This is a genomic window from Microlunatus sp. GCM10028923 (assembly GCF_042666975.1).
GTDB lineage: Bacteria > Actinomycetota > Actinomycetes > Propionibacteriales > Propionibacteriaceae > Microlunatus.
Genome location: NZ_JBHTFF010000001.1, coordinates 665,013 through 683,528, shown reverse-complemented (window position 1 = coordinate 683,528; position 18,516 = coordinate 665,013). Strand labels below are relative to the sequence as shown.

16 protein-coding genes and 1 pseudogene are annotated in these 18,516 nt (G+C 66.0%); 8 read left to right on the top strand and 9 right to left on the bottom strand.

The genetic code is table 11. The features are described from left to right. The first annotated feature begins 7 nt into the window (after positions 1-7). Positions 8-595: a TetR/AcrR family transcriptional regulator gene (locus ACFQU4_RS03090; RefSeq protein ID WP_377486785.1), complete on the top strand. Its 588-nt coding sequence runs from the start codon at positions 8-10 to the stop codon at positions 593-595. Between the two features lie 403 nt (positions 596-998). Here ACFQU4_RS03090 and ACFQU4_RS03085 read toward each other — a convergent pair whose 3' ends face one another. From ACFQU4_RS03085 to ACFQU4_RS03070, 4 genes are all read right to left on the bottom strand, one after another. After that, positions 999-3,464 (bottom strand): heparinase II/III family protein, encoded by a 2,466-nt coding sequence (locus ACFQU4_RS03085; RefSeq protein ID WP_377486783.1) that lies wholly within the window; start codon positions 3,462-3,464, stop codon positions 999-1,001. Positions 3,465-3,886: 422 nt separating this feature from the next. Continuing rightward, positions 3,887-4,486 carry a response regulator gene (locus ACFQU4_RS03080; protein WP_377486781.1) on the bottom strand — a complete coding sequence of 200 codons (600 nt, stop codon included), beginning with the start codon at positions 4,484-4,486 and terminating at the stop codon, positions 3,887-3,889. Positions 4,487-4,497: 11 nt separating this feature from the next. Next, complete coding sequence (locus ACFQU4_RS03075; RefSeq protein ID WP_377486779.1) at positions 4,498-5,529, bottom strand: sensor histidine kinase; 1,032 nt, start codon at positions 5,527-5,529, stop codon at positions 4,498-4,500. A gap of 132 nt (positions 5,530-5,661) precedes the next feature. After that, positions 5,662-5,898, bottom strand: a complete 237-nt coding sequence (locus ACFQU4_RS03070; RefSeq protein ID WP_377486777.1) for a hypothetical protein — start codon at positions 5,896-5,898, stop codon at positions 5,662-5,664. A 109-nt stretch (positions 5,899-6,007) separates the two neighbouring features. Between ACFQU4_RS03070 and ACFQU4_RS03065 the strand changes: the two genes are divergently transcribed. The 4 genes from ACFQU4_RS03065 to ACFQU4_RS03050 all read left to right on the top strand — a co-directional run bounded on the left by ACFQU4_RS03065 (position 6,008) and on the right by ACFQU4_RS03050 (position 9,685). Then, on the top strand, positions 6,008-6,910 hold the full coding sequence (locus tag ACFQU4_RS03065; RefSeq protein WP_377486775.1) for an ABC transporter ATP-binding protein: 903 nt from the start codon (positions 6,008-6,010) through the stop codon (positions 6,908-6,910). Continuing rightward, positions 6,907-7,632, top strand: coding sequence for an ABC transporter permease (locus ACFQU4_RS03060; RefSeq protein ID WP_377486773.1), 726 nt, complete (start codon positions 6,907-6,909; stop codon positions 7,630-7,632). Before ACFQU4_RS03065 ends, ACFQU4_RS03060 begins: the two co-directional genes overlap by 4 nt. 148 nt (positions 7,633-7,780) lie before the next feature. Then, the gene (locus ACFQU4_RS03055; RefSeq protein ID WP_377486771.1) at positions 7,781-8,698 is read left to right on the top strand and encodes a CPBP family intramembrane glutamic endopeptidase; all 918 of its coding nucleotides are present in this window, start codon (positions 7,781-7,783) and stop codon (positions 8,696-8,698) included. Positions 8,699-8,752: 54 nt separating this feature from the next. Continuing rightward, positions 8,753-9,685: a zinc-binding dehydrogenase gene (locus tag ACFQU4_RS03050; RefSeq protein ID WP_377486769.1), complete on the top strand. Its 933-nt coding sequence runs from the start codon at positions 8,753-8,755 to the stop codon at positions 9,683-9,685. A 247-nt stretch (positions 9,686-9,932) separates the two neighbouring features. On the opposite strand, the pseudogene ACFQU4_RS03045 reads toward ACFQU4_RS03050, so the two are convergent. Next, positions 9,933-10,538, bottom strand: a pseudogene (locus ACFQU4_RS03045) (CPBP family intramembrane glutamic endopeptidase); the annotation flags it as partial. A 310-nt stretch (positions 10,539-10,848) separates the two neighbouring features. Here ACFQU4_RS03045 and ACFQU4_RS03040 point away from each other — a divergent pair. The 3 genes from ACFQU4_RS03040 to ACFQU4_RS03030 are packed head-to-tail and all read left to right on the top strand — an operon-like array spanning position 10,849 to position 13,917. Continuing rightward, positions 10,849-12,183, top strand: coding sequence for an ABC transporter substrate-binding protein (locus ACFQU4_RS03040; RefSeq protein WP_377486767.1), 1,335 nt, complete (start codon positions 10,849-10,851; stop codon positions 12,181-12,183). Then, positions 12,180-13,073, top strand: a complete 894-nt coding sequence (locus tag ACFQU4_RS03035; RefSeq protein ID WP_377486765.1) for a carbohydrate ABC transporter permease — start codon at positions 12,180-12,182, stop codon at positions 13,071-13,073. The genes ACFQU4_RS03040 and ACFQU4_RS03035 overlap by 4 nt, the downstream gene beginning before the upstream one ends. Beyond that, positions 13,060-13,917 carry a carbohydrate ABC transporter permease gene (locus ACFQU4_RS03030; protein WP_377486763.1) on the top strand — a complete coding sequence of 286 codons (858 nt, stop codon included), beginning with the start codon at positions 13,060-13,062 and terminating at the stop codon, positions 13,915-13,917. Before ACFQU4_RS03035 ends, ACFQU4_RS03030 begins: the two co-directional genes overlap by 14 nt. Positions 13,918-13,959: 42 nt before the next feature. Here the strand turns inward: ACFQU4_RS03030 and ACFQU4_RS03025 are convergent, their stop codons facing one another. The 4 genes from ACFQU4_RS03025 to ACFQU4_RS03010 all read right to left on the bottom strand — a co-directional run bounded on the left by ACFQU4_RS03025 (position 13,960) and on the right by ACFQU4_RS03010 (position 18,376). Next, positions 13,960-14,799 (bottom strand): carbohydrate ABC transporter permease, encoded by an 840-nt coding sequence (locus ACFQU4_RS03025; protein ID WP_377486761.1) that lies wholly within the window; start codon positions 14,797-14,799, stop codon positions 13,960-13,962. Beyond that, positions 14,796-15,746, bottom strand: coding sequence for a carbohydrate ABC transporter permease (locus ACFQU4_RS03020; RefSeq protein ID WP_377486758.1), 951 nt, complete (start codon positions 15,744-15,746; stop codon positions 14,796-14,798). The genes ACFQU4_RS03025 and ACFQU4_RS03020 overlap by 4 nt, the downstream gene beginning before the upstream one ends. Positions 15,747-15,751: 5 nt before the next feature. Further along, positions 15,752-17,296, bottom strand: a complete 1,545-nt coding sequence (locus ACFQU4_RS03015; RefSeq protein WP_377486756.1) for an ABC transporter substrate-binding protein — start codon at positions 17,294-17,296, stop codon at positions 15,752-15,754. Positions 17,297-17,431: 135 nt separating this feature from the next. Then, positions 17,432-18,376: a TauD/TfdA dioxygenase family protein gene (locus tag ACFQU4_RS03010; RefSeq protein WP_377486754.1), complete on the bottom strand. Its 945-nt coding sequence runs from the start codon at positions 18,374-18,376 to the stop codon at positions 17,432-17,434. Positions 18,377-18,516 lie beyond the last annotated feature (140 nt).

The window sequence follows — 18,516 nt, the reverse complement described above, 5'->3', positions numbered from 1 at the left end:
GAGACCCATGTCGCGCAAGAGAGGCCCGTACGCCAAGTCGGACCACCGCCGAAGCGCGCTGAGCGAAGCCGCCCTCCGCCTCGTCCGCGAGAAGGGCCACCGCAACGTGGTCGTCGCCGAGATCGCCGAACTCGCCGAGACCAGCGAACCGACCGTCTACTACCACTTCCCCACCAAGGAGAGCCTGCTCATCGCTGCCCTGAAGCAGCATGACGACGAGAACGTCCGAGCACCGGGTGCCGAGGCAGGGGCGATTGCCGACATGGGCAGCCGGGCGGAGATCGGCGTCCGGCGCACCAACTACGCCCGTCTCTACAACGAACTCGCCGGTGCCGCCGCTGACCCGGACCATCCGGCGAATGAGTTCTTCCAGCAACGCTGGGCCCGCTCGATCGAGATCATCACCACCGACATCCGCCGACTACAAACCGCTGGCAGAGTGCCGCCGGACCTCGACGCCGAGACCACAGCACACCTCCTCCTGGCAGCCTGGGAAGGGCTACAACTGCAATGGATGCAGGGGCCACAGTTCGACATCCGGGCTCGAATCGAAGGGCACATCCGCGCGCTCCTAGGCCCTCTTGCGATCGACTGACTCGCCGGACCGGAGGACGAACCCGATACTGCTCACGGCGCCTCACTGACCGAAGTCGGGCCCGACCTGATGACAGCGGCACGCCGTACGCTCCGGGCGGACGCAAACATGGCCACCACCGTGGAACCGCACTGACAAGGCTCGCGAGGATCGTGCACGTTCCCATCCGGTCCGGTTCGAGGACGAACACGAGGCACTCGTCACATCGTGCCCAGCGACGGCATGGCATCACGATCATGCACGCGATCCAGTACGAATCGGCCGACCGGGAAGCCCGGGAAGCACGGGAATCAACACCGGCAACCCAGGGTGGCTCGTGCGACCGGTCGCCAAAGTACTGAGGGACGATCCGATGTACTCGAGAGGCCACCGCCGGAAGCTCTGATCTGCGACCGGAGCGCGCCTACCAGGTCAGTTTGTGCAGACCGCGCGGCATGCGAAACCGAAGTCTGTCTCCGACGCTCCTCCGGTGTGCGGGATCGGACGTGAGGGTAGCAACCGCGGCAAGCTGCCCGGCGCTGGCACGGACCGACACCCACGTGGACTGAGGCGCCAAGACCGCCAATGAAGAAGGCGTGAGGAGAACCGACAACGGAGCTTCGGATTGCCACTCGACCCGACCGCTGGCGAACTCGGTCGCGATTGAGGAGCCACGTCGGAGCAGCGCAGCCGTGACATGGCTGCCGACGTGGCGTTGCCAGCCGCCAAGTCCACGAGCCGTAGTATCGCCGAGCACCACGTCGGCAACACCGTCGCTGACCCACGAAGTGTCAGCGGTGTCATTGAGCGACAGAGTGATACCGCTCCCGCCCGGGATCGTGGCGCGGCTGATATTCGGTATCGAGACGCCGGGTTCGCTCGGGAAGAGCGCGGTCAGGACACGAGCAGTTCCTGAGCCCGGAATGGCGTACGACGGCGCCAGATACTCGCAGTCATCATGGCCGCCGCTGATCGCGCCGAAGATGCCCGGCTCAATCAATAGTCCTGTCGGCTCGGTGGCGAGCGCGAGCGTCAGGTCCACCTCACTTCCCGGGACCGCACGTTTGATGTCCATCCGCGATCGATACAGCCAACTCGGGGCAATTTCCACCAAAGTTGATGAGGCAGGGTGGAGTGCCAACTCAGCCTGGATGCCGTCATCGGAGATGACTTCATCCTGGAGAATCCAGTAGCCGCCCATGCCATTATTGCCCACTATCTGCAGAAGGGCGCGGCTATGGCGCCCATTGGGAAGTGCCTGACCTGAGGTTGCTTCGGCGTAGTCGAGCACACCAGCACCGAAGATGACTTCCGGAACGCCGCTCTGGCCGGCGTCGAAACCGGCACCGTATCTGAGAACATGCTTGGCACCATCGACCATGGCGGTGTTGTGTGAACGGCTGTGCAGCCAATATTCCGGATTGTCGATCATCGGCGTGTAGCCGGGATAGCCGGAGCCGCGGAGAACGTGTTCACCGTAGGCAGTGAGGTGGATGGAATTCGTGTCGTACCGGGCGTGTCCAGCTGTTGTGTTCGCCCTGATCGGGGACCAGATCGAGGCAGAAAGCCGTCGGTTCGCGGCCTCCGCACCGGGTTCCCGCATCACGGTGTTTCCGCTGGGGAAGTACCGCGACGGGATGGTCAGATCCGCAGGAAAGGGACCTTCGTAAAATGCGAAGTTCCAGAAGCGACCGCTGGGTGTCGTCGGCCGGCCGACCGCAGCCCCGGCCCAAGCGAACGCCTTCTTGCCGAATCTGCCGGCCTTGTAGAAGTCGGCGCTCGCGCCGTGAATGTTGTTCTCGTACGTTTCGTTCCTGGCGATCCCCGACACGAAGGTGTCGCCGAAGATGTAGTAGTCCTTTCGCTCAGTAGCCCCGTCCGGAGATCGCCGGGTGACCGGACTGTAGGAATAGCCGAATACCCACTCGTAGAAGTTGATCCAGCGTGGGTCGTCGTAGAACGTGGCGAGCCCCAGATGCTCGAGCACATCAACGGCATGGAGCTTGTTGTCACGCTTTCCTTGAGGCGGGACATAACGCTCGTTCGCATAGTAGGCGCCGCCGAGGAAGACACCATCGGCTTCCAGAGATGCGGACTGGTGACTCACATAGTCGGTTATCGCCTGTTCGGCCTGCGCATACTCGTGGAAATACAAGGCTCCGATAGCCCGCGATCCGTGCAGCCCCTGGCGCCAGACGAACCCCTCGTCGGCCGCTTGGGTCCACAGCCAGTCATAGGCATCCCGAACAGTTGCCTCGTGCGTGGCCAAAGTCCCACGTGCGCTCAAATCGTCGTGGGCGATGTCGAGGACCATCACCATGTTCACCAAAGCGGACGTCGGCACCACGAACGAATCCCAGCCACCGGTAGTCCCCGGTGCCAGATTGGTTCCCAGGCCCAGGTACGGAGCGACATAGAGTCCGAAGTGTCGAAGCATCCGTTCGAGGATGTCCAGGTGGTTGTCCCGGGCGTCCGGGTCGGCGAGATAGGCCACCAGCGCTGAAGAAGTGACGATGGTCATGCAGTTCGCCGCTGAACTCAGCTGGACCGGACTGGTAGCGACCGGCACGCCCGGCAGTGTCGTGTGTTCAGCGTCGGTGCCGTCCGCACGGTTCGTATAAGGGAACGTGCGCGAGTCGTTGATCGCGTCCTGCAGCATCCCCTGCCACGGCGATCCAGCGGTCGCCGCGAGATCGGGCCAGGTGGTGAACGCGTCCTCCGTGACCAGCAGGTATGGATGGGTCACAGAACTCAGAGCAGCTTCCACGTCGCCGGCACTGGTCGCCGATGCTGAGGCGATGAAGGGCTGGGATGCGCCAACCGCTTGGAAGGCGGTCGCCAACAAGGGCAGGGATGTGAGTTGGAGAACGCGGCGTCGGCTCAGGTTCATGATGACCTCTCTGTCGTCCGAATTCCTTGATCATCGTGGGGGCGAACGTTGACCTCCATGGACACATTGGCGCCGTGCTTGTGCGATCCGCCGCAGCATGGGCACCACAACCGCCCGATCCGCCTCCGAACGGCTACAGCTTGTGGCTGTATCCGATGCAATTTGCCGCATGGTTAGTGTGGCGGTCCCAGAGCTCGCGGAGCACCGCTGGCGGATGGTCACCACCGCTCAGGCCGAGCGGATGGGTGTCCCTCGCACCCAGCTGTCGCGGAGGGCGACCCGCTCCGCGACAGCATCCGGCTTGGGCGAACTCGTGAACCGCACGCGTTCATCGCCTATCCGAGCCCGTACGCCGCCGGCCACGATCACCCCGACGACGGCGCGGGGCTGAACTGACCTCGATCCCTTGCGGTACGTCGATGTCAGAGCCAGTCGTGTTCGCGGGCGTAGCGGGCGGCATCGTGGCGGGTCGCGGTCTGGGTCTTCTGCATGGCGTTGGAGAGGTAGTTGCGGACAGTGCCGTGCGCGAGGTGGAGTCGGCGTGCAATCTCGGTGACGGCGTAGCCATCGCTTGTCTCACGGAGGACGTCGAGTTCCCGTTCTGTGAGCGGGCAGTCGTCGGTCATGGCGCGGGCGGCAATGCCGGGGTCGATCCATCGTTGTCGTCTCGCGACGGTGTGGATGACCTCGGCGATGAGCTCGGGGTCGGCTGCTTTGCTGAGGAAGCCGAGCACGCCGGCCTTCAGCGCTCGTCGCAGTACACCGGGTCTGGCATGACGGGTGAGGAGGACGATGATCTGGTCCGGGTCGTTCTCACGGATCTCTGCCACGGCGTGGAGCCCGTCCATGGTGGGCATGTCGAGGTCCATGACGACGACGTCGGGCCGGTGATTTCGGGTCAGTCTTGCGGCTTCGACGCCGTCGGCGGCTTCCGCGATGACCGTGATGTTTCCGTTGAGCGGCAGAAGCGCGGCGAGGGCAGACCGGATGAGCTGTTCGTCGTCGGCGAGGAGGACGGTCACGGACTGGAGGCTCATCGGTCGTGCTCGCGCGTGGAGGTGACCGGTGCCGGTGTGGGGACCGTGGCTGTGGTCCGGAAGCTTCCGGACTCGCGGGCGAGGTCGAGCGATCCCCCGCTCTCCTCCAGTCGACGGCGGAGGGTGCCCAGCCCGCCCAGCGGGGGCAGCGGGCCTTGATCGGCACCGTCGTTGACGATCGCGATGCGGTGGGTGTCGATGGTGATCGTCGTGCGAGTGCTGCTCGAGTGGCGCAGGATGTTTGTCGTGGTCTCGCGCAGCACCTGCGCGAGCAGGGCACTGTCGGAACCTCCCACCGGGTTGATCGTGGCGATCGTCACGGCGATCCCGGCGGCCTCGAGGAGGTTCTTGGCGTTCTCCGCCTCCGCGGCGACGTTGAGGCGGCGCTGCGCGTGGACGAGGTCGTGTGTGCGGGCGATGGTGTCGGCGATGAGGTGCTGCACTTCGTCGAGTTCATGCTGCGCGGCGACCGGGTCCGAGTCGGTGAGCTGCTTGGCCAACGCGGCCTTGAGCTTGATCACGTGGAGTGTGTGTCCTTGGATGTCGTGCAGGTCGCTCGCGAAGCGGATCCGTTCCCGCGCGACGGCGAGTTCGGCCTCGGTCTGTTTCGCGCGTTCCACGGCGAGGAGAATCTCGGAGTAGCGTTCGACCAGGGCCATGACGATGCAGATGAAGAGTGTCGTCGCGGCCGGAATGAGAAGGTACTTCGCCCCGGTCAGCGGCGTGAACGGCCGAGTGATGAAGACCATGGCGCCGAGCGCCGCCGAGGCCGCGCAGAAGCCGAGTATGGCGAGGACGCGATGATGGGGCAACCGAGTCAGGACCATCGCTCCGGCCAGGGAGAGCGCGAACACACCCAGCGGGCTGCCGCCTAGCACCGCGCTGACCGCCCAGCTCGCGGCGGCGAGAACCACGACCACCATGCTGCCTTGCGGGAGGCCGTCGGGAGCCCACTGCCGGAGCAGAAGCAGTGGCGCGAGAAGACCTGGGGCGACCAGGATTCCGTCCCACCACGAGGTGGCGGTCACGGCCACAGCCAGCATCCCGATGGGGACAACCGCGACCGTGACCGTGAGGATCGTCGCATGTCGGATCCGCTGCCGGGTGCCGGAACCCGTCAGGGGACGGCCCGCCTTCTCGATTGGTTCGATCCCCCCACCTTAGGCGGCGTTCTCACGCTTTTTGCTGAGTGATCCGAGCCCGCTGACGGCGAGCGTAGCGACGACCTCGATGCCGAGGACGAGGAAGCCGATCCAGTTGTTCTGGATGATGAACGACTCCCAGTCGTCCGGTAGGAACGCAATGACGTCGGGATTGCTCCGGCTGAGGAGCAGGATGAACGCGCTGGGAATACCGACGACGACGATCACGGTGAGAATGCCTCTGAGCAGTTTCATGCCTTGAGCCTCTCCAGGTACCGCCGTCGCCAGTAGTGACGCTGTGTCAGCTGTTCCGCTGACATGACGGCAGTGCCCTCAGTCCACGCGAGCAGGTGCGATTGATGGCATGCAACCCGTCATCGAGATCGATCGGATCTCCGTCCGGTACGGAGGCTTCTGGGCCGTGCGAGACCTGTCCCTGACCGTCGCGGAGGGCGAACTGTATGCGCTGCTCGGCACGAACGGGGCGGGCAAGACCTCGACGCTCGAATCGATCGAGGGGCATCGTCGCGCCACCAACGGGTCCGTCCGAGTCTTCGGAGAGGACCCTCGCCACCGCCGAGCGGTGCGACCGCGCACGGGGATCATGCTGCAGAACGGCGGATTCTCTCCGGAGCTGAACGCACGCGAATCCGTCGAGCTCTTCGGCGCGATCTCCGGCCGGACAGACGATTCCGGCCGCATCCTCGATGTCGTGGGCCTCGGCTCCCGCGCACAGACGCAGGTTTCCCAGCTTTCCGGCGGCGAACAGCGGCGTCTCGATTTCGCCACCGCCATCTGGGGGAGACCGGAGTTGATCATCCTCGACGAACCCACCACCGGGCTCGACGTGAACGCACGCGACGACCTCTGGTCGGTGGTGGAGGCGATGCGGTCGGAAGGGACGACGTTCCTGCTGACCACCCACTACCTCGAGGAGGCGCAGCAGCACGCGGACCGCATCGGACTGATGCACGGCGGACGACTTCGCTCGGAGGGAACCGTCCACGACATCACGAGCACGCTTCCCGCACGCATCTCGTTCACGCTCGCCGCCGACGCCACAGCCCCCTCCGGGGCGGAGCGGCTGCCCGACGGCAGCTTCGTCATCCGGACCACACAGCTGCAGACCACCCTGCACACGCTGCTGGACTGGGCCTGCGGCAACGGAGTGCAGCTGCACGCCCTGGAAGCCGGATCGCCCCGGCTGGATGACGTGCTTCGCTCGATCACCGATGAAGAGACCAACCGACAGGAGCAGGAACGATGAGCTTCACCATCGCCGCCAGCGAGCTGAAGCAGATCATCCGGAACAGGTCGGTGCTGATCAGCGCGACCGTGATCCCACTCGGGACGAGCGCGATGTTGATCTTCGGACGTGAGGCCTTTCGAAACTTCCCAGCCGGCATCGGATTCCCCGTCGCGTCGATGATGGTGTCGATATCGGTTCTCGGCCTGTACGTGACCGCTGTCACGACGCTGGCGGCACGGCGGCAGACCCTCTTTCTCAAAAGGCTTCGGTCGACGGCAGCGGGCGATGCGAGCATCCTCGCCGGACTGGTCGCCCCACCCGTGGTGATCAGCGCCGTCCAATTGATCATCGTGCTCGGTGTGCTGACCACCGTCGCCGACGGTCCGGCCGATCCGGTTCTGCTCGTGGTCTCGGGTCTGCTCCTGGTTGCGCTGATGCTTGCTCTGGCGCTCGCGACTGCCGGCGTGACGCGATCCCCGGAGCACGCCAATGTCACGACACTGCCACTCGCCCTCGGCCCGATCGGGCTGGCGATGTGGATCGGACTCACCAGCGCAGACTCCGCGCCGATCGTCAAGGCCCTTCTCCCCTCCGGCGCCACGACACAGCTCAGCATCAACGCATGGAACGGCAGCACCGCCCTCGGAGAGAACCTCCTGCTGATGCTGCCGACCCTCGGATGGATCGCCGCAGCACTGATCATGGCGAAGATCACCTTCCACTGGGAACCGCGACGTTGACCTCACAGGCTGCCGGCAACCATCTGCTCGGCATGACCTCGAGTCCCGAGAAAGCAAAGGAAACATGACAGACAGCCCATCCAACGCGCCATCCTCCACGGACTCGTCGCGGACGTCCCCGTTCGCACTTCGCCCGAATCCGTCCGGAGTGGAGTATCACCGCGTCCTGGCGAGCGACAAACGGCGCATCGGACGGGGCATCCTGGCGATCATCCTGCTCGTCGGTGGAATGTTCGGTCTGACGCTCGGAGCGGTCCACATCGCGTTCCGCATCGATGCCGCGCTGGGGCTGAGCGGTTATACCGCGAGCATCCATGTCGCAGCGATGCTCCCCATCGCGCTGCTGATCCCGTGGAGCATGCTGATCCAAAGATCGTTGTACGGAGTCCGGGCCGCCTCGTTGACCTCGGTACTGAATGTCTTCCGCACCGCTGTCTTCGGAAAGGCGATGCTGGTCGTGCTCCCCTTGTGGTCGATCAACCTGGTCGTCTCCAACCTGGTGATGGGCAACACGACCACCACCTGGTCGACGGTCGGACTGGCCTCGGTCTTCCTCGTGACTCTCCTCCTGACGCCTCTGCAGGCTGCCGGGGAGGAGTACGGATTCCGCGGCCTCGTGTTCCGGATCGCCGCGAGCTGGGCCAGAGGCCAGCGCGCAGCATTGCTGCTCGGCATCGCCGTATCCAGCATCCTCTTCGCCGTCGTGCACTTCTCGACCGACCCCTGGGTGAACCTCTACTACCTCGTCTTCGCCTCCACCCTCGCGATCATCACCTGGAGAAGCGGCGGACTCGAGATCGGCATCGTCATCCACGCGGTGAACAACACGATCGGCTTCCTCGTCCTGCTCGTCCTGCACGCGGACTTCACCGCGGCGAACGACCGGTCGGAAGGAGTCGGATCGGCCATCATGCTCCTTCCCTGCGCGTTGCACATCGCGATCACCGCCTGGGTCTGGTGGCAGACGCGGAGCTCCGGGCCCGCCCTCACCCCGGGTGAAGGACAGCTCGTCGAGGCGGCGGGGACCGTTCCGCGGGAAGGTGCGGGAGACACCGGCGTGGAATAGGGGCCGACTGCTGCGGGTTGCAGGGTGGCGACGACGGCCGGAGGAAGGTTCGAGATGCTGGCATGGACGACGACTCCGAGCGCACCCGGAGGCTTGACCCTGAGCGAAGTGCCGGAGCCGTCCCCGCTTCCGCACGAGCTGCTGGTGCGGGTCGAGGCGTTCGCTCCGAATCCCGGTGACCTTGCTGCCCTCCCCGGGGCTCCCGCCGGATCCATACCCGGCTGGGACGGAGCCGGCATCGTGCTCGAGGCTGCCGCCGACGGCGCGGGACCACAGGTCGGCGATCGTGTCGTCTTCCTCGGGCTCGGCGCCCGCGGCTGGGCGCAACGCCGTGCGGTGCCTCACGCAGCCACCGCCGCCGCCCCGTCCGACGCGGCATGGGAGCACCTTGCGACGCTCCCCGTCCCGGCGACCAGCGCCCTGCGTGCCCTGAGGAAGCTCGGCTCGATCCTCGGGCGACGCATCCTGATCGTGGGAGCCACGAGTGCAGTCGGAAGGATCGCCCTGCAGCTCGCTGCCCGCTCCGGCGCGCACGTCGTCGCCGTCGCCCGCGACGAGAGCCGACACGCCGATCTACGACGTCTCGGCGCCCACGAGACGCACGCCGCACTCTCCGCGGTCGCAGCTCACGTCCACGGCGCCATCGACATGATCGGCGGACAGCACCTCGTCGACGCGTACGCGCTCCTCGAACCCGGCGCCACCGTCATCGCACTCGGCCACTCAGCCGGCACCGACGAACGCTTCCCGTACGGCGCCTTCATCGCCGACCCCACGACAGCCGACCGTTCGATCACGAGCTTCTTCCTCGGATCGGAGCCCGGACTCACCCACGAGATGGCCTACCTCGCGGCAGACCGGCAGCTCCGGGTTGGCGATATCGACACCCGCCCCTGGACCGAGCTCGCGACCTGGATCGACCAAGGAGCACCCCGCCCGTCAGGAAGAGACGTCTTTCGCGTGGACCACGCCGATTCCCCCGGCTGACCCTCGGGGCCTCGACTCGCCCTGTCCGCGTGCTGCGCCGGAAGCGCCCGCTCATCGACGGCCTGTGCTTGGACATGCGAGCTGGTGAGCGGGCATCGCACCTGTGGACTCTCTTGGGTGTTTGTTCACGGCCCTGGTGCGTGGGCGCTTCTCCCTGAGCCGGCGAACGGCTCAATAGCCGACGCCGTGGTAGAGGATGCCCGCGCTGTTGTAGACAACGTGGACCAGGACGGCCCGGCCAGATCGCGCCGGAGAGCCTCACCAGAAGGGCGGTGGCGAGCCCGACGACAAACGCGAGTGGCATGACGCTGTTGACGCCGTGCGCCACGGCGAAGATCGCCGCGCTCACGACAACGCCGATCCACGGACCCCAACGGAACAAGAAATTCGCGAGCACACCGCGAAACAGCGCCTCCTCCCCGATCGGCGTCAGGACACCACCGAGCAGGACCGTCACCGCGAGGGACAGCACTCCTGAACGCGCAGCATCGCGATAGCCTTGCTGGACCCCCTCCGATCCGGGGACCAACGGATCGAAGATCGCCGACACCGGCCAACTCAAAGCGAAGCAGACCAAGCCGACCGCGACGCCCGTGAGCAGCCAGCCAGGATGCACCCGCCGTAACCCGAACGGGCGGACGTCACGGATCCTGACCAGAACGGCAGCCGCGAACCCGCCGAGGGGCGCGAGTCCCGAGATGATGAAGTTGACCTGGCCGGGCGAGACCAGTGAGTCGACCGGCTGGAGGTAGCCGATCAACCCCCCGATCAGGTACAAGATCACCGTCACGAGTACAGCGACGCCGAGCTCGATCCAACCGGGCCTGACCAGCGGCCGGCGGCCCTGATCCATGGGAGCTTCATCCACAGCCGTCATGACGCGATTGTCTTCCGTGGCCCTGGGGCAGGGTCAAGCGAGAACCGTCCCGGCGTCGGCAATCCCCCACTCGTCCTGGCCGCGCGGCAGCGAAGAGGTCCCCTCTGGGCTCAGCATGCCGCGGCCCGGAGCCGGACGAACCGCTGCCGGGCGGTGAGGATGAAGCCCAGTCCGCGATAGAGGGCGATGGCCGGTTCGTTGATCATGATCGCCGGATCCTGAGATGCTCGAATTCCCTACTTTCCCGATAGTTAAAGTGTAGTAATCGAACTCGGGAGGGAAACTCATGGCCAGAAGATCGGTCGTTCTTGGCGGGGTGATCGCGGTCGCGGTCGCTGCCATCGCCACCACCGCCGTCGTCATCGGCCAGCGGTCCGCGCCGGCGGCTGACGGCGCGACGGTGGTCACGGTGAACCTGTGGGACGAGAGCGTCGCGACGGCGTACGAGACCTCGTTCGTCGCCTTCGAGGCGGAGAACCCGGACATCGACGTGCAGGTCCAGGTGACGCCGTGGGCCAGCTACTTCGACGATCTGTTGGTCGATGTCGGCGGCAAGACCGCGTCCGACATCTTCTGGTTGAACAGTGCGTTCACCACCTACGCCGACAACGGCAGCCTGGTCGATGTCACCAAGGCCTTGGGCCCCGACGCCGCGAAGGCCTGGGAGCCGAGCGTCGTCCAGCAGTACACCCGAAACGGTGCGCTGTGGGGCGTGCCCCAGCTCGCGGACGGCGGCAAGGCGGTGATCTACAACAAGAAGCTGGTCGCGGCCGCCGGCCTCACCGACGCGGACCTCCGGGAGCTCGTCTGGGATCCCGACGGCGCCGAGGACACGCTGCTCCCCGTCCTGCGCAAGCTCACCCTCGACGCTGCGGGCCGCTCGGCCGACGAGCCCGGCTTCGACCCGGCCAAGATCAAACAGTTCGGCTACAACGCCGCCTACGACGGCGACGGGATCCTGTTCAACTACGTCGGTTCCAACGGCGGCGACTGGCGGAACGAGTCCGGCTACACGTTCGCCGAGGCCGAGTCTGCGGCGGCCATCGGGTACGTGGTCGACTTGATCAACCGGCACCATGTCGCGCCGTCCGCGGCCGACACCAACGAGAACTCCGACTTCAGCAAGGAGCAGTTCCTGCAGGGCAGACTGGCCCTGTTCCAGACCGGCTTGTTCAACATGGCCGAGATCACTGAGACCGCCGACTTCGAGTGGGGCGTGGTCCCGATCCCCAGCGGTCCGGCCGGCCCGCGCAGCGTGACCAACGGGATCATCGCGGCTGGCAACGCGGCTTCTCCGCATCCTGAACAGACCCAACGTGTGCTGACCTGGCTGGCGAGTGGGCCTGGCAGCACGCCGATCGGTGCCGGCGGTGCGGCGGTGCCCGCCGTACTCGACGCGCGACCCGCGTACGACGACTTCTGGAAGGCCAAGGACGTCGACGTGGCGCCGTTCTTCGAGGGCGAGACCTTCACCCTCCCGGTCCTGACCAGCACCAAGATCAGCGAGTCGAACGCCGAACTCGAGCCGATCATCAAGGAGGTCTTCCTCGGCCGGCTCGAGGTCGACGAAGGACTCCGCCAGGCCCAGACCGCCGCGAACAAGGTCCTCGGCAACTCATGACGGCGGCGACCCGGCGCCGTCACCGGGACCGCCGCGGCGAGGCGATCACCGGCTACCTGCTGGTCGGTCCCAGCCTGATCGGGATCCTGGCCTTCCTGGTCTTCCCGATCTTGGTCGTGCTGTGGCTGAGCGTGCACGAGTGGAACATCATCGGCGTCGCGAAGTTCGTCGGCCCGGCCAACTGGATCGAGGTGCTGTCCAACGGCCGGATCGGCAACTCGCTGCTGGTCACGCTGCTGTACGTGCTCCTGGTCATCCCCCTCCAGACGGCGCTGGGCCTGGTCACGGCACTGCTGTTGGCGCGGGACCTCCCGGGCTCGGTGCTCTTCCGTACGGTCTTCGTGCTCCCCTGGATCTGTGCCCCGCTCGCGCTCGGCGTGGTGTGGAAGTGGATCTTCGCGCCCACCGGCGGCGCCCTCAACGCGCTGATCGGAACCCGGATCGAGTGGCTGTCCGATCCCGATCTCGCGCTGCCCTCGGTGGCCGCCGTTGCGATTTGGTCCAACGTCGGCTACGTCACGTTGATCTTCCTGGCCGGGCTGACCGCCATCCCGGAGCCGGTCATCGACGCCGCCCGGCTGGACGGCGCGGGCGCCTTCGCCATCACCTGGCTGATCAAGCTCCCGTTGCTGCGGCCAACGACGTTCTTCGTGCTCGCCACCGGCGTGATCTCCGCGGCACAGACCTTCGACAGCGTGTACGCACTCACCGGTGGTGGCCCGGCCTTTCGGACCGACGTGATCGCCGGCCGGATCTACGCCGAGGCGTTCCAGAACGCCAATCTCGGCAACGCCGCGGTGATGGCGTTAATCATGCTCGTCCTACTGGTCTCGATCACGGCCGGACAGCAACTCTACTTCTCCCGCCGGGGTGCCGATGTCGTCAACTGAACGCCCCATCCGGCGGCGACGGCAACGGTGGCGCGGCGCGGCGGCCGTCTACCTGATCCTGACGGCCGGTGCCGCGGTCACGCTCGGCCCGTTCCTGTTGAGCCTGTTCACGTCGCTGAAGACGCCCCGGCAGTTCGCCTCCGCGTCCGCTCTGACCGCGCCGCTGCCCCCGACCGTTGACAACTACCTCGCGCTGTTCGGCACGGAGCACGACCTGGCCCGGCCGATCTTCGTCACGCTGCTGGTCGCCGGGTTCACGGTGATCACGCAGCTCACCTTCTCCGTCCTGGCCGGCTACGCGTTTGCCCGTCTCCGGTTCCCCGGCCGGGAGCAGCTGTTCTGGGTCTATCTCGCAACCATGATGGTGCCGGGCGCGGTGACGATCGTGCCGCTCTATCTGATCATGGTCGAGGCGGGCCTGCGGGACACGTTCTGGGGACTGGCGCTGCCCGGCTTCCTCGGCTCACCGTACGCGATCTTCCTGCTGCGGCAGTACTTCCGAGGCATCTCCTCGGAGCTGGTCGACGCAGCACGGCTCGACGGCGCTAGCCGGATCGACGTCCTGGTCGAGATCATCCTTCCGCTGAGCCGGCCGATCATCGCCACCCTGACCTTGATCACCGTCGTCACCGAGTGGAACTCGTTCCTCTGGCCGTTGGTGATCACCAGCGGCGACACCTGGCGGGTGCTCACTGTCGCCACCGCGACCCTGCAGAGCCAGTACAACGGCAACTGGACGGTGGTCATGGCGGCCACCACGATCGCGGTCGTGCCGCTGCTGGTGCTGTTCGTCGTGTTCCAGCGCCAGATCGTCCGCGCGATCGCCATCGGTCCGATCCGGTGATCCCGCGGCCGGGCACTCGACCAGGCCGCGTGTCGATCATGGTCACTGCCGCACGGCCCCGGCGATGCCCTCCACGAAGTAGCGCTGCAGGATGAGGAAGATCACGATCACCGGGACCAGACTGATCGTGCTTGCGGCCGACATCTGCGCGTAGCTGGTGAGGTTCTCGCCCTGGAAGCTGTAGACGCCGACGGCCAGGGTCCGCAGGTCGGGCTGGCTCATCGTCACGACCAGCGGCAGCAGGAAGTCGTTCCAGCTGGCGATGAACTGCAGGATGATCACCGTGGCGGTCACCGGCTTGGCCAGCGGCAGATAGATGGTGCCGAAGATCCGGAAGAACCCCGCGCCGTCGAGCTTGGCCGCCTCCTCGAGCGCGTCGGGCAACTGCCGGAAGTAGCCGGCGTAGAGGAGCAGCTGGATGATGTGGGCGTGCCCGCTCTCGGCGAGGATGATCCCGAACAGGCTGCCGGTCAGATTGAGCTTGGTGATCAGGTCGAACACCGGAATGATCGTGTAGCCGTGCGGCAGGATGGCCAGGGCGGCCAGCACACCGATGAGGATCCGCTTGCCCGGGAACCGGTGCCGGCCGAGGATGTAGCCCATTGTCGAGGTGGTCAGCACGACGATGATCACGCCGCCCACGGTGACCAGAGCAGAGTTGAGGAAGTACTGGCCGATCCTGCTCTCGGTCCAGGCGATCGCGTAGTTCTCCCAGAAGATCTTGGTCGGGATCAGCCCGAGACCGGAGAAGACCCGGCTGTCCGGCTTCAGCGAGGCGGAGATCATCCAGACGAACGGGTAGATCCAGGCCAGGCAGAGCGGAGTCAGCAGCACGTACGTCAGGAGCCGTCGCCGCCAGCCCGGACGCAGCTTCCTGCTCATCGCGAACTCGCCGCGGTGGTGGTCTCGTCCCGGCGGAGCTGCCGAGCCGCGACCAGCTGAAGGAGGCCGAAGATCATCAACACCAGCCCGAACAGAACCCCTGCCGCCGAGGCGTAGCCGAGCCGCTGGGCCGAGCTCCCGGACTCGCTGGCGCCGAAGGCCAGCCGGAAGATGTACAGCTCGACCACCTCGGAGGAGTAGAACGGCCCGCCCCGGGTGAGGGCCTGGATGAAGGCGAACACCTGCAGGTTGCCGAGCGTGACGATGATCGCGATCGCGAAGGCGAACGGCTTCAGCAGGGGCAGCGTGAGGTGGCGGAAGATCTTCCGTGGCGGTGCCCCGTCGACGCGAGCCGCCTCGTACAACTCGGTCGGGATCGTCTGCAGGCCGGCCAGCCAGTAGACCATCGGCTGGCCGCACCACTTCCAGACGAAGATCCCGATCGCGGTCCACAGGACCAGCTTCGGGTCGCCGAGGAAGTCGATCGGCCGGTCGATCACGCCCAGCCCGCCGAGCACCTGATTGACCGGTCCGTTGAACGCCGAGAAGACGAAGCTCATCACGATGCTGACGATCGCCGTCGTCGTCACCACCGGGATGAAGATCATGGTTCGGTAGACGGTGCGAAACCTCAGCGAGGCGTCGTTGAGCAGCACGGCGAAGAACAGCGAGATCACCAACTCGATCGGCGTCGCCACCCCGGCGAACAGGGCGGTCCGGCCGAACGAATTCCAGAAGTACGGATCCTGGGCCACCTCGACGAAGTTCCCGAGACCGATGAAGTGCTTCTCGGCCGAGAATCCGTCCCAGTCGAAGGCGGAGTAGTACCAGGACATCACCAGCGGATAGATCGAGAACATCGCGATCAGCACCAGCCCGGGCAGCATCAGCAAGTACGCGTAGCGCGCGGTCCAGATCGAGCGCCACACCGAGGTTGCCAAGATCATCGAGTTCAGGAGCGGTAAAGCTTGTCGTAGGACGTGGCCGGGTCCCAGTCGGAGAAGACGTAGTCGTCCCGGGAGACGTCCGCACCACGCTTCCGGGCCGTGGCGATCGCCTCGTCCAGCGCCCGATCAGCCCGGTCCTGCAGGGACTTCAGCTGCTGTCTCACCCCGGTCAGCTGGCCCGTGAGCAGGCCGACACAGACGTCGGAGAAGCTCGGCTGCAGCGGCTTGAGCACCCGCTCCACCGTCTCCACGTCCGGATTGCGGACACCGGGCCAGGGCGTCAGCACCAGGTGCTCCTTGTTGATCTCGACCGATCGCTGCTCCAGCTCCGGAAGCTTCACCTGATCGAACGACGACGGCAGGATCGCCGGATCAGCCGGACCGTCCAGGACAGCCCACGCCTGCTGGCCCCGCTCCGAGAGCAGGTACGACCAGACGTCGCCGATGTACGGGGCCGCCTTGGTCAGCGACGAGTACACGTACCGGTTCGAACCGCCCGGGCCGTAGCCGATCGGCTGGATCGCGTCCGGATCCCGCTGCGGTGGAATGTTCAGCGCGAGCGGGAAGTTCGGATCGGCCTTCGTCCAGGGCCGAATGTTCCACGGGCCCTGCAAGATCACCGCCGCGACTCCCTGCGGGAAGCGGCCCCGAGCGCCCGGCGCGTCGATGCTGGTCGATCCCGGGAACAAGCTGCCGTCGGAGTTGATCGCCAGGAACAGTTCGACCGCCTCCTCCGCGATCGGGTGCGTGTAGGTGTATTCACCGGTGCGCCAGTCGATGCCGCCGATCCCACCGGCCACCCCGGCCATCTGAGCCAGGGTGCTGATCGAACCCGACAACTGCCCGGGCTGGGTCAGCCCCATGATGATCCCGTAGTACTTCCCGTCGCCCTGCTTGGTGACGTCCCTGAGCGCGGTCCGGAATACGTCCCAACTGACGATCTTGCTGAAGTCGTGCCCGGCCTTGGCGACGAGATCTTCGTTGTACAGCAGCAGATTGCTGAAGGTCGCGCTGCTCACCGGGGCGCCGTAGGACTTGCCGTCGAAGTCCGTCACGCCGTTCGCGAACGTACCGGCTGGAAAGCGGGAGCGGACCGCCCGCCAGTCCGGGACGATGTCGTCGAACGCACCGACCCACTTGTTCTCGACGGCCTGGGCGAGCGTGACGGAGGGCGGCAATTGGAACACGTCCGGGGCCGTCCCGTTGCGGAGCCCGAGCGTGACCTGCTGCTGGATCGTGTTCCAATTGGTCCCCTGGTAGTCAACGCCGACATTGCCGTGCACCTTCCGGTACTCGTCGAAGAACGGCTTGAAGAACTCGGCCTTCTGATCGCCGCTGTCGACCCATCGGAGTTTGGTCTCACCGACCGGGAGGCCGTCGTTGGCGGGGATCTTGAAGTCGACGGAGGGGGCGGTCTGCTCGGCCTGCGAGGCGACGTCGGAGGTGTCCGTGCAGGCCGCCAGACTCAACGCGGCGGGTACTCCCGCGGCCAGTTGGAGCAGCCGGCGGCGATCGAGTCGAGTCCTGGCGGAGCGGGGGTCGGTCATCATGCCTTTCGTTGTACGCAAGGAGTTTCGGGCAACAAGCACGGACGGTGTGGTGAACACCGTCGACGGCCGGGCGAAGATCATCGCGCCTGGAGCCCCGCAGGTATTCCCCAGGCGCGACGACGCAACGGTCTCGGCTCAGGCGAGCTCGGAGAAGTGGGAGGCGTCGCCGGTCCGCGGGGTCGAGGTGACCCCATCGACGCTGACCGGCACAGTCCCGGCCAGCGTGATCCGGTGCAGCAGCCGGCGCTGATCGTCGTAGTCGGCGATCCCGTAGTGCTGGGTCGCCCGGTTGTCCCAGACGGCCACGTCGCCCGGCTGCCAGTTCCAGCGAACCGTGTTCTCCAGCCTGGTCACGTGGCGTTGCAGCAGCTCGACGATCGCCGCGGAGTCCTGCTTGCTCAAGCCGACCAGCCGGCGGGTGAAGTTCCCGAGCAGCAGGGACCGCTCGCCGGTCTCCGGATGCACGCGGACGACCGGATGCTCGGTCTCGTACGCCGTCGAGACAAACTCCCGGCTGTGCGCCTCCTGCTTGACGTCGACGCCGCCGATCCGAACCTCGTCCCGGGTCGCCACGTAATCGTTCACATTGCTGTGCACGGCCCAGAGCCGATCCGCGAGCGCCTTCAGGGCAGGGTGGAGTCCCTGATAGGCCGCCACGGTGTTCGCCCACGTGGTCGAACCGCCGTACTCGGGCAGCGTGATCGCGCGCAGGATACTGATCGCCGGCACCCTGTCGATGAAGGTCACGTCCGTGTGCCAGCTGTTGGCCTTGCCTTCCTCCGAGTTGATCGGAAGGACCGCCTGCCCGTCGCCCCGAAGCGTCGGGTGCGGTGCCGTCGGCACCCCCAGTCGTTCGGCGAACTCGTACTGGCCGGCATCGTCGAGATGATCTTGGTGACGAAAGAAGATCACCTTGTGTTCCAGCAGAGCGGCCCGGACTCGGCTCAACGCGTCATCGCTGAGCTCGCCACCCAGTCGTACCCCCTCGATCACGGCCCCGATCACGGAGCCGAGCTTCGCGATCCTGATCGGCGACTCGGTGGACCTGACGTCACTCTGGCTCGCCAGTTCTGTCGACATGATCATCCTCCTGGATACAGTCAGCCCTTTGCACCTATTCCATAGCTGTTTAATAGGCTTTAGTGACCCAGATCCTACGGAAGCCGGGTACCGAACGACCGAGGACTCACATCGTGAGACTGGCCGCCGTGGAGATCCGG

What these genes read in the sequence shown, in the direction of transcription:
- ACFQU4_RS03090 (WP_377486785.1), top strand. Translation starts at nt 8, where the DNA reads ATGTCGCGCAAGAGAGGCCCGTACGCCAAGTCGGACCACCGCCGAAGC.
- ACFQU4_RS03085 (WP_377486783.1), bottom strand. Translation starts at nt 3,464, where the DNA reads ATGAACCTGAGCCGACGCCGCGTTCTCCAACTCACATCCCTGCCCTTG.
- ACFQU4_RS03070 (WP_377486777.1), bottom strand. Translation starts at nt 5,898, where the DNA reads ATGAAACTGCTCAGAGGCATTCTCACCGTGATCGTCGTCGTCGGTATT.
- ACFQU4_RS03065 (WP_377486775.1), top strand. Translation starts at nt 6,008, where the DNA reads ATGCAACCCGTCATCGAGATCGATCGGATCTCCGTCCGGTACGGAGGC.
- ACFQU4_RS03060 (WP_377486773.1), top strand. Translation starts at nt 6,907, where the DNA reads ATGAGCTTCACCATCGCCGCCAGCGAGCTGAAGCAGATCATCCGGAAC.
- ACFQU4_RS03050 (WP_377486769.1), top strand. Translation starts at nt 8,753, where the DNA reads ATGCTGGCATGGACGACGACTCCGAGCGCACCCGGAGGCTTGACCCTG.
- ACFQU4_RS03040 (WP_377486767.1), top strand. Translation starts at nt 10,849, where the DNA reads ATGGCCAGAAGATCGGTCGTTCTTGGCGGGGTGATCGCGGTCGCGGTC.
- ACFQU4_RS03035 (WP_377486765.1), top strand. Translation starts at nt 12,180, where the DNA reads ATGACGGCGGCGACCCGGCGCCGTCACCGGGACCGCCGCGGCGAGGCG.
- ACFQU4_RS03030 (WP_377486763.1), top strand. Translation starts at nt 13,060, where the DNA reads ATGTCGTCAACTGAACGCCCCATCCGGCGGCGACGGCAACGGTGGCGC.
- ACFQU4_RS03025 (WP_377486761.1), bottom strand. Translation starts at nt 14,799, where the DNA reads ATGAGCAGGAAGCTGCGTCCGGGCTGGCGGCGACGGCTCCTGACGTAC.
- ACFQU4_RS03020 (WP_377486758.1), bottom strand. Translation starts at nt 15,746, where the DNA reads ATGATCTTGGCAACCTCGGTGTGGCGCTCGATCTGGACCGCGCGCTAC.
- ACFQU4_RS03015 (WP_377486756.1), bottom strand. Translation starts at nt 17,296, where the DNA reads ATGATGACCGACCCCCGCTCCGCCAGGACTCGACTCGATCGCCGCCGG.
- ACFQU4_RS03010 (WP_377486754.1), bottom strand. Translation starts at nt 18,376, where the DNA reads ATGTCGACAGAACTGGCGAGCCAGAGTGACGTCAGGTCCACCGAGTCG.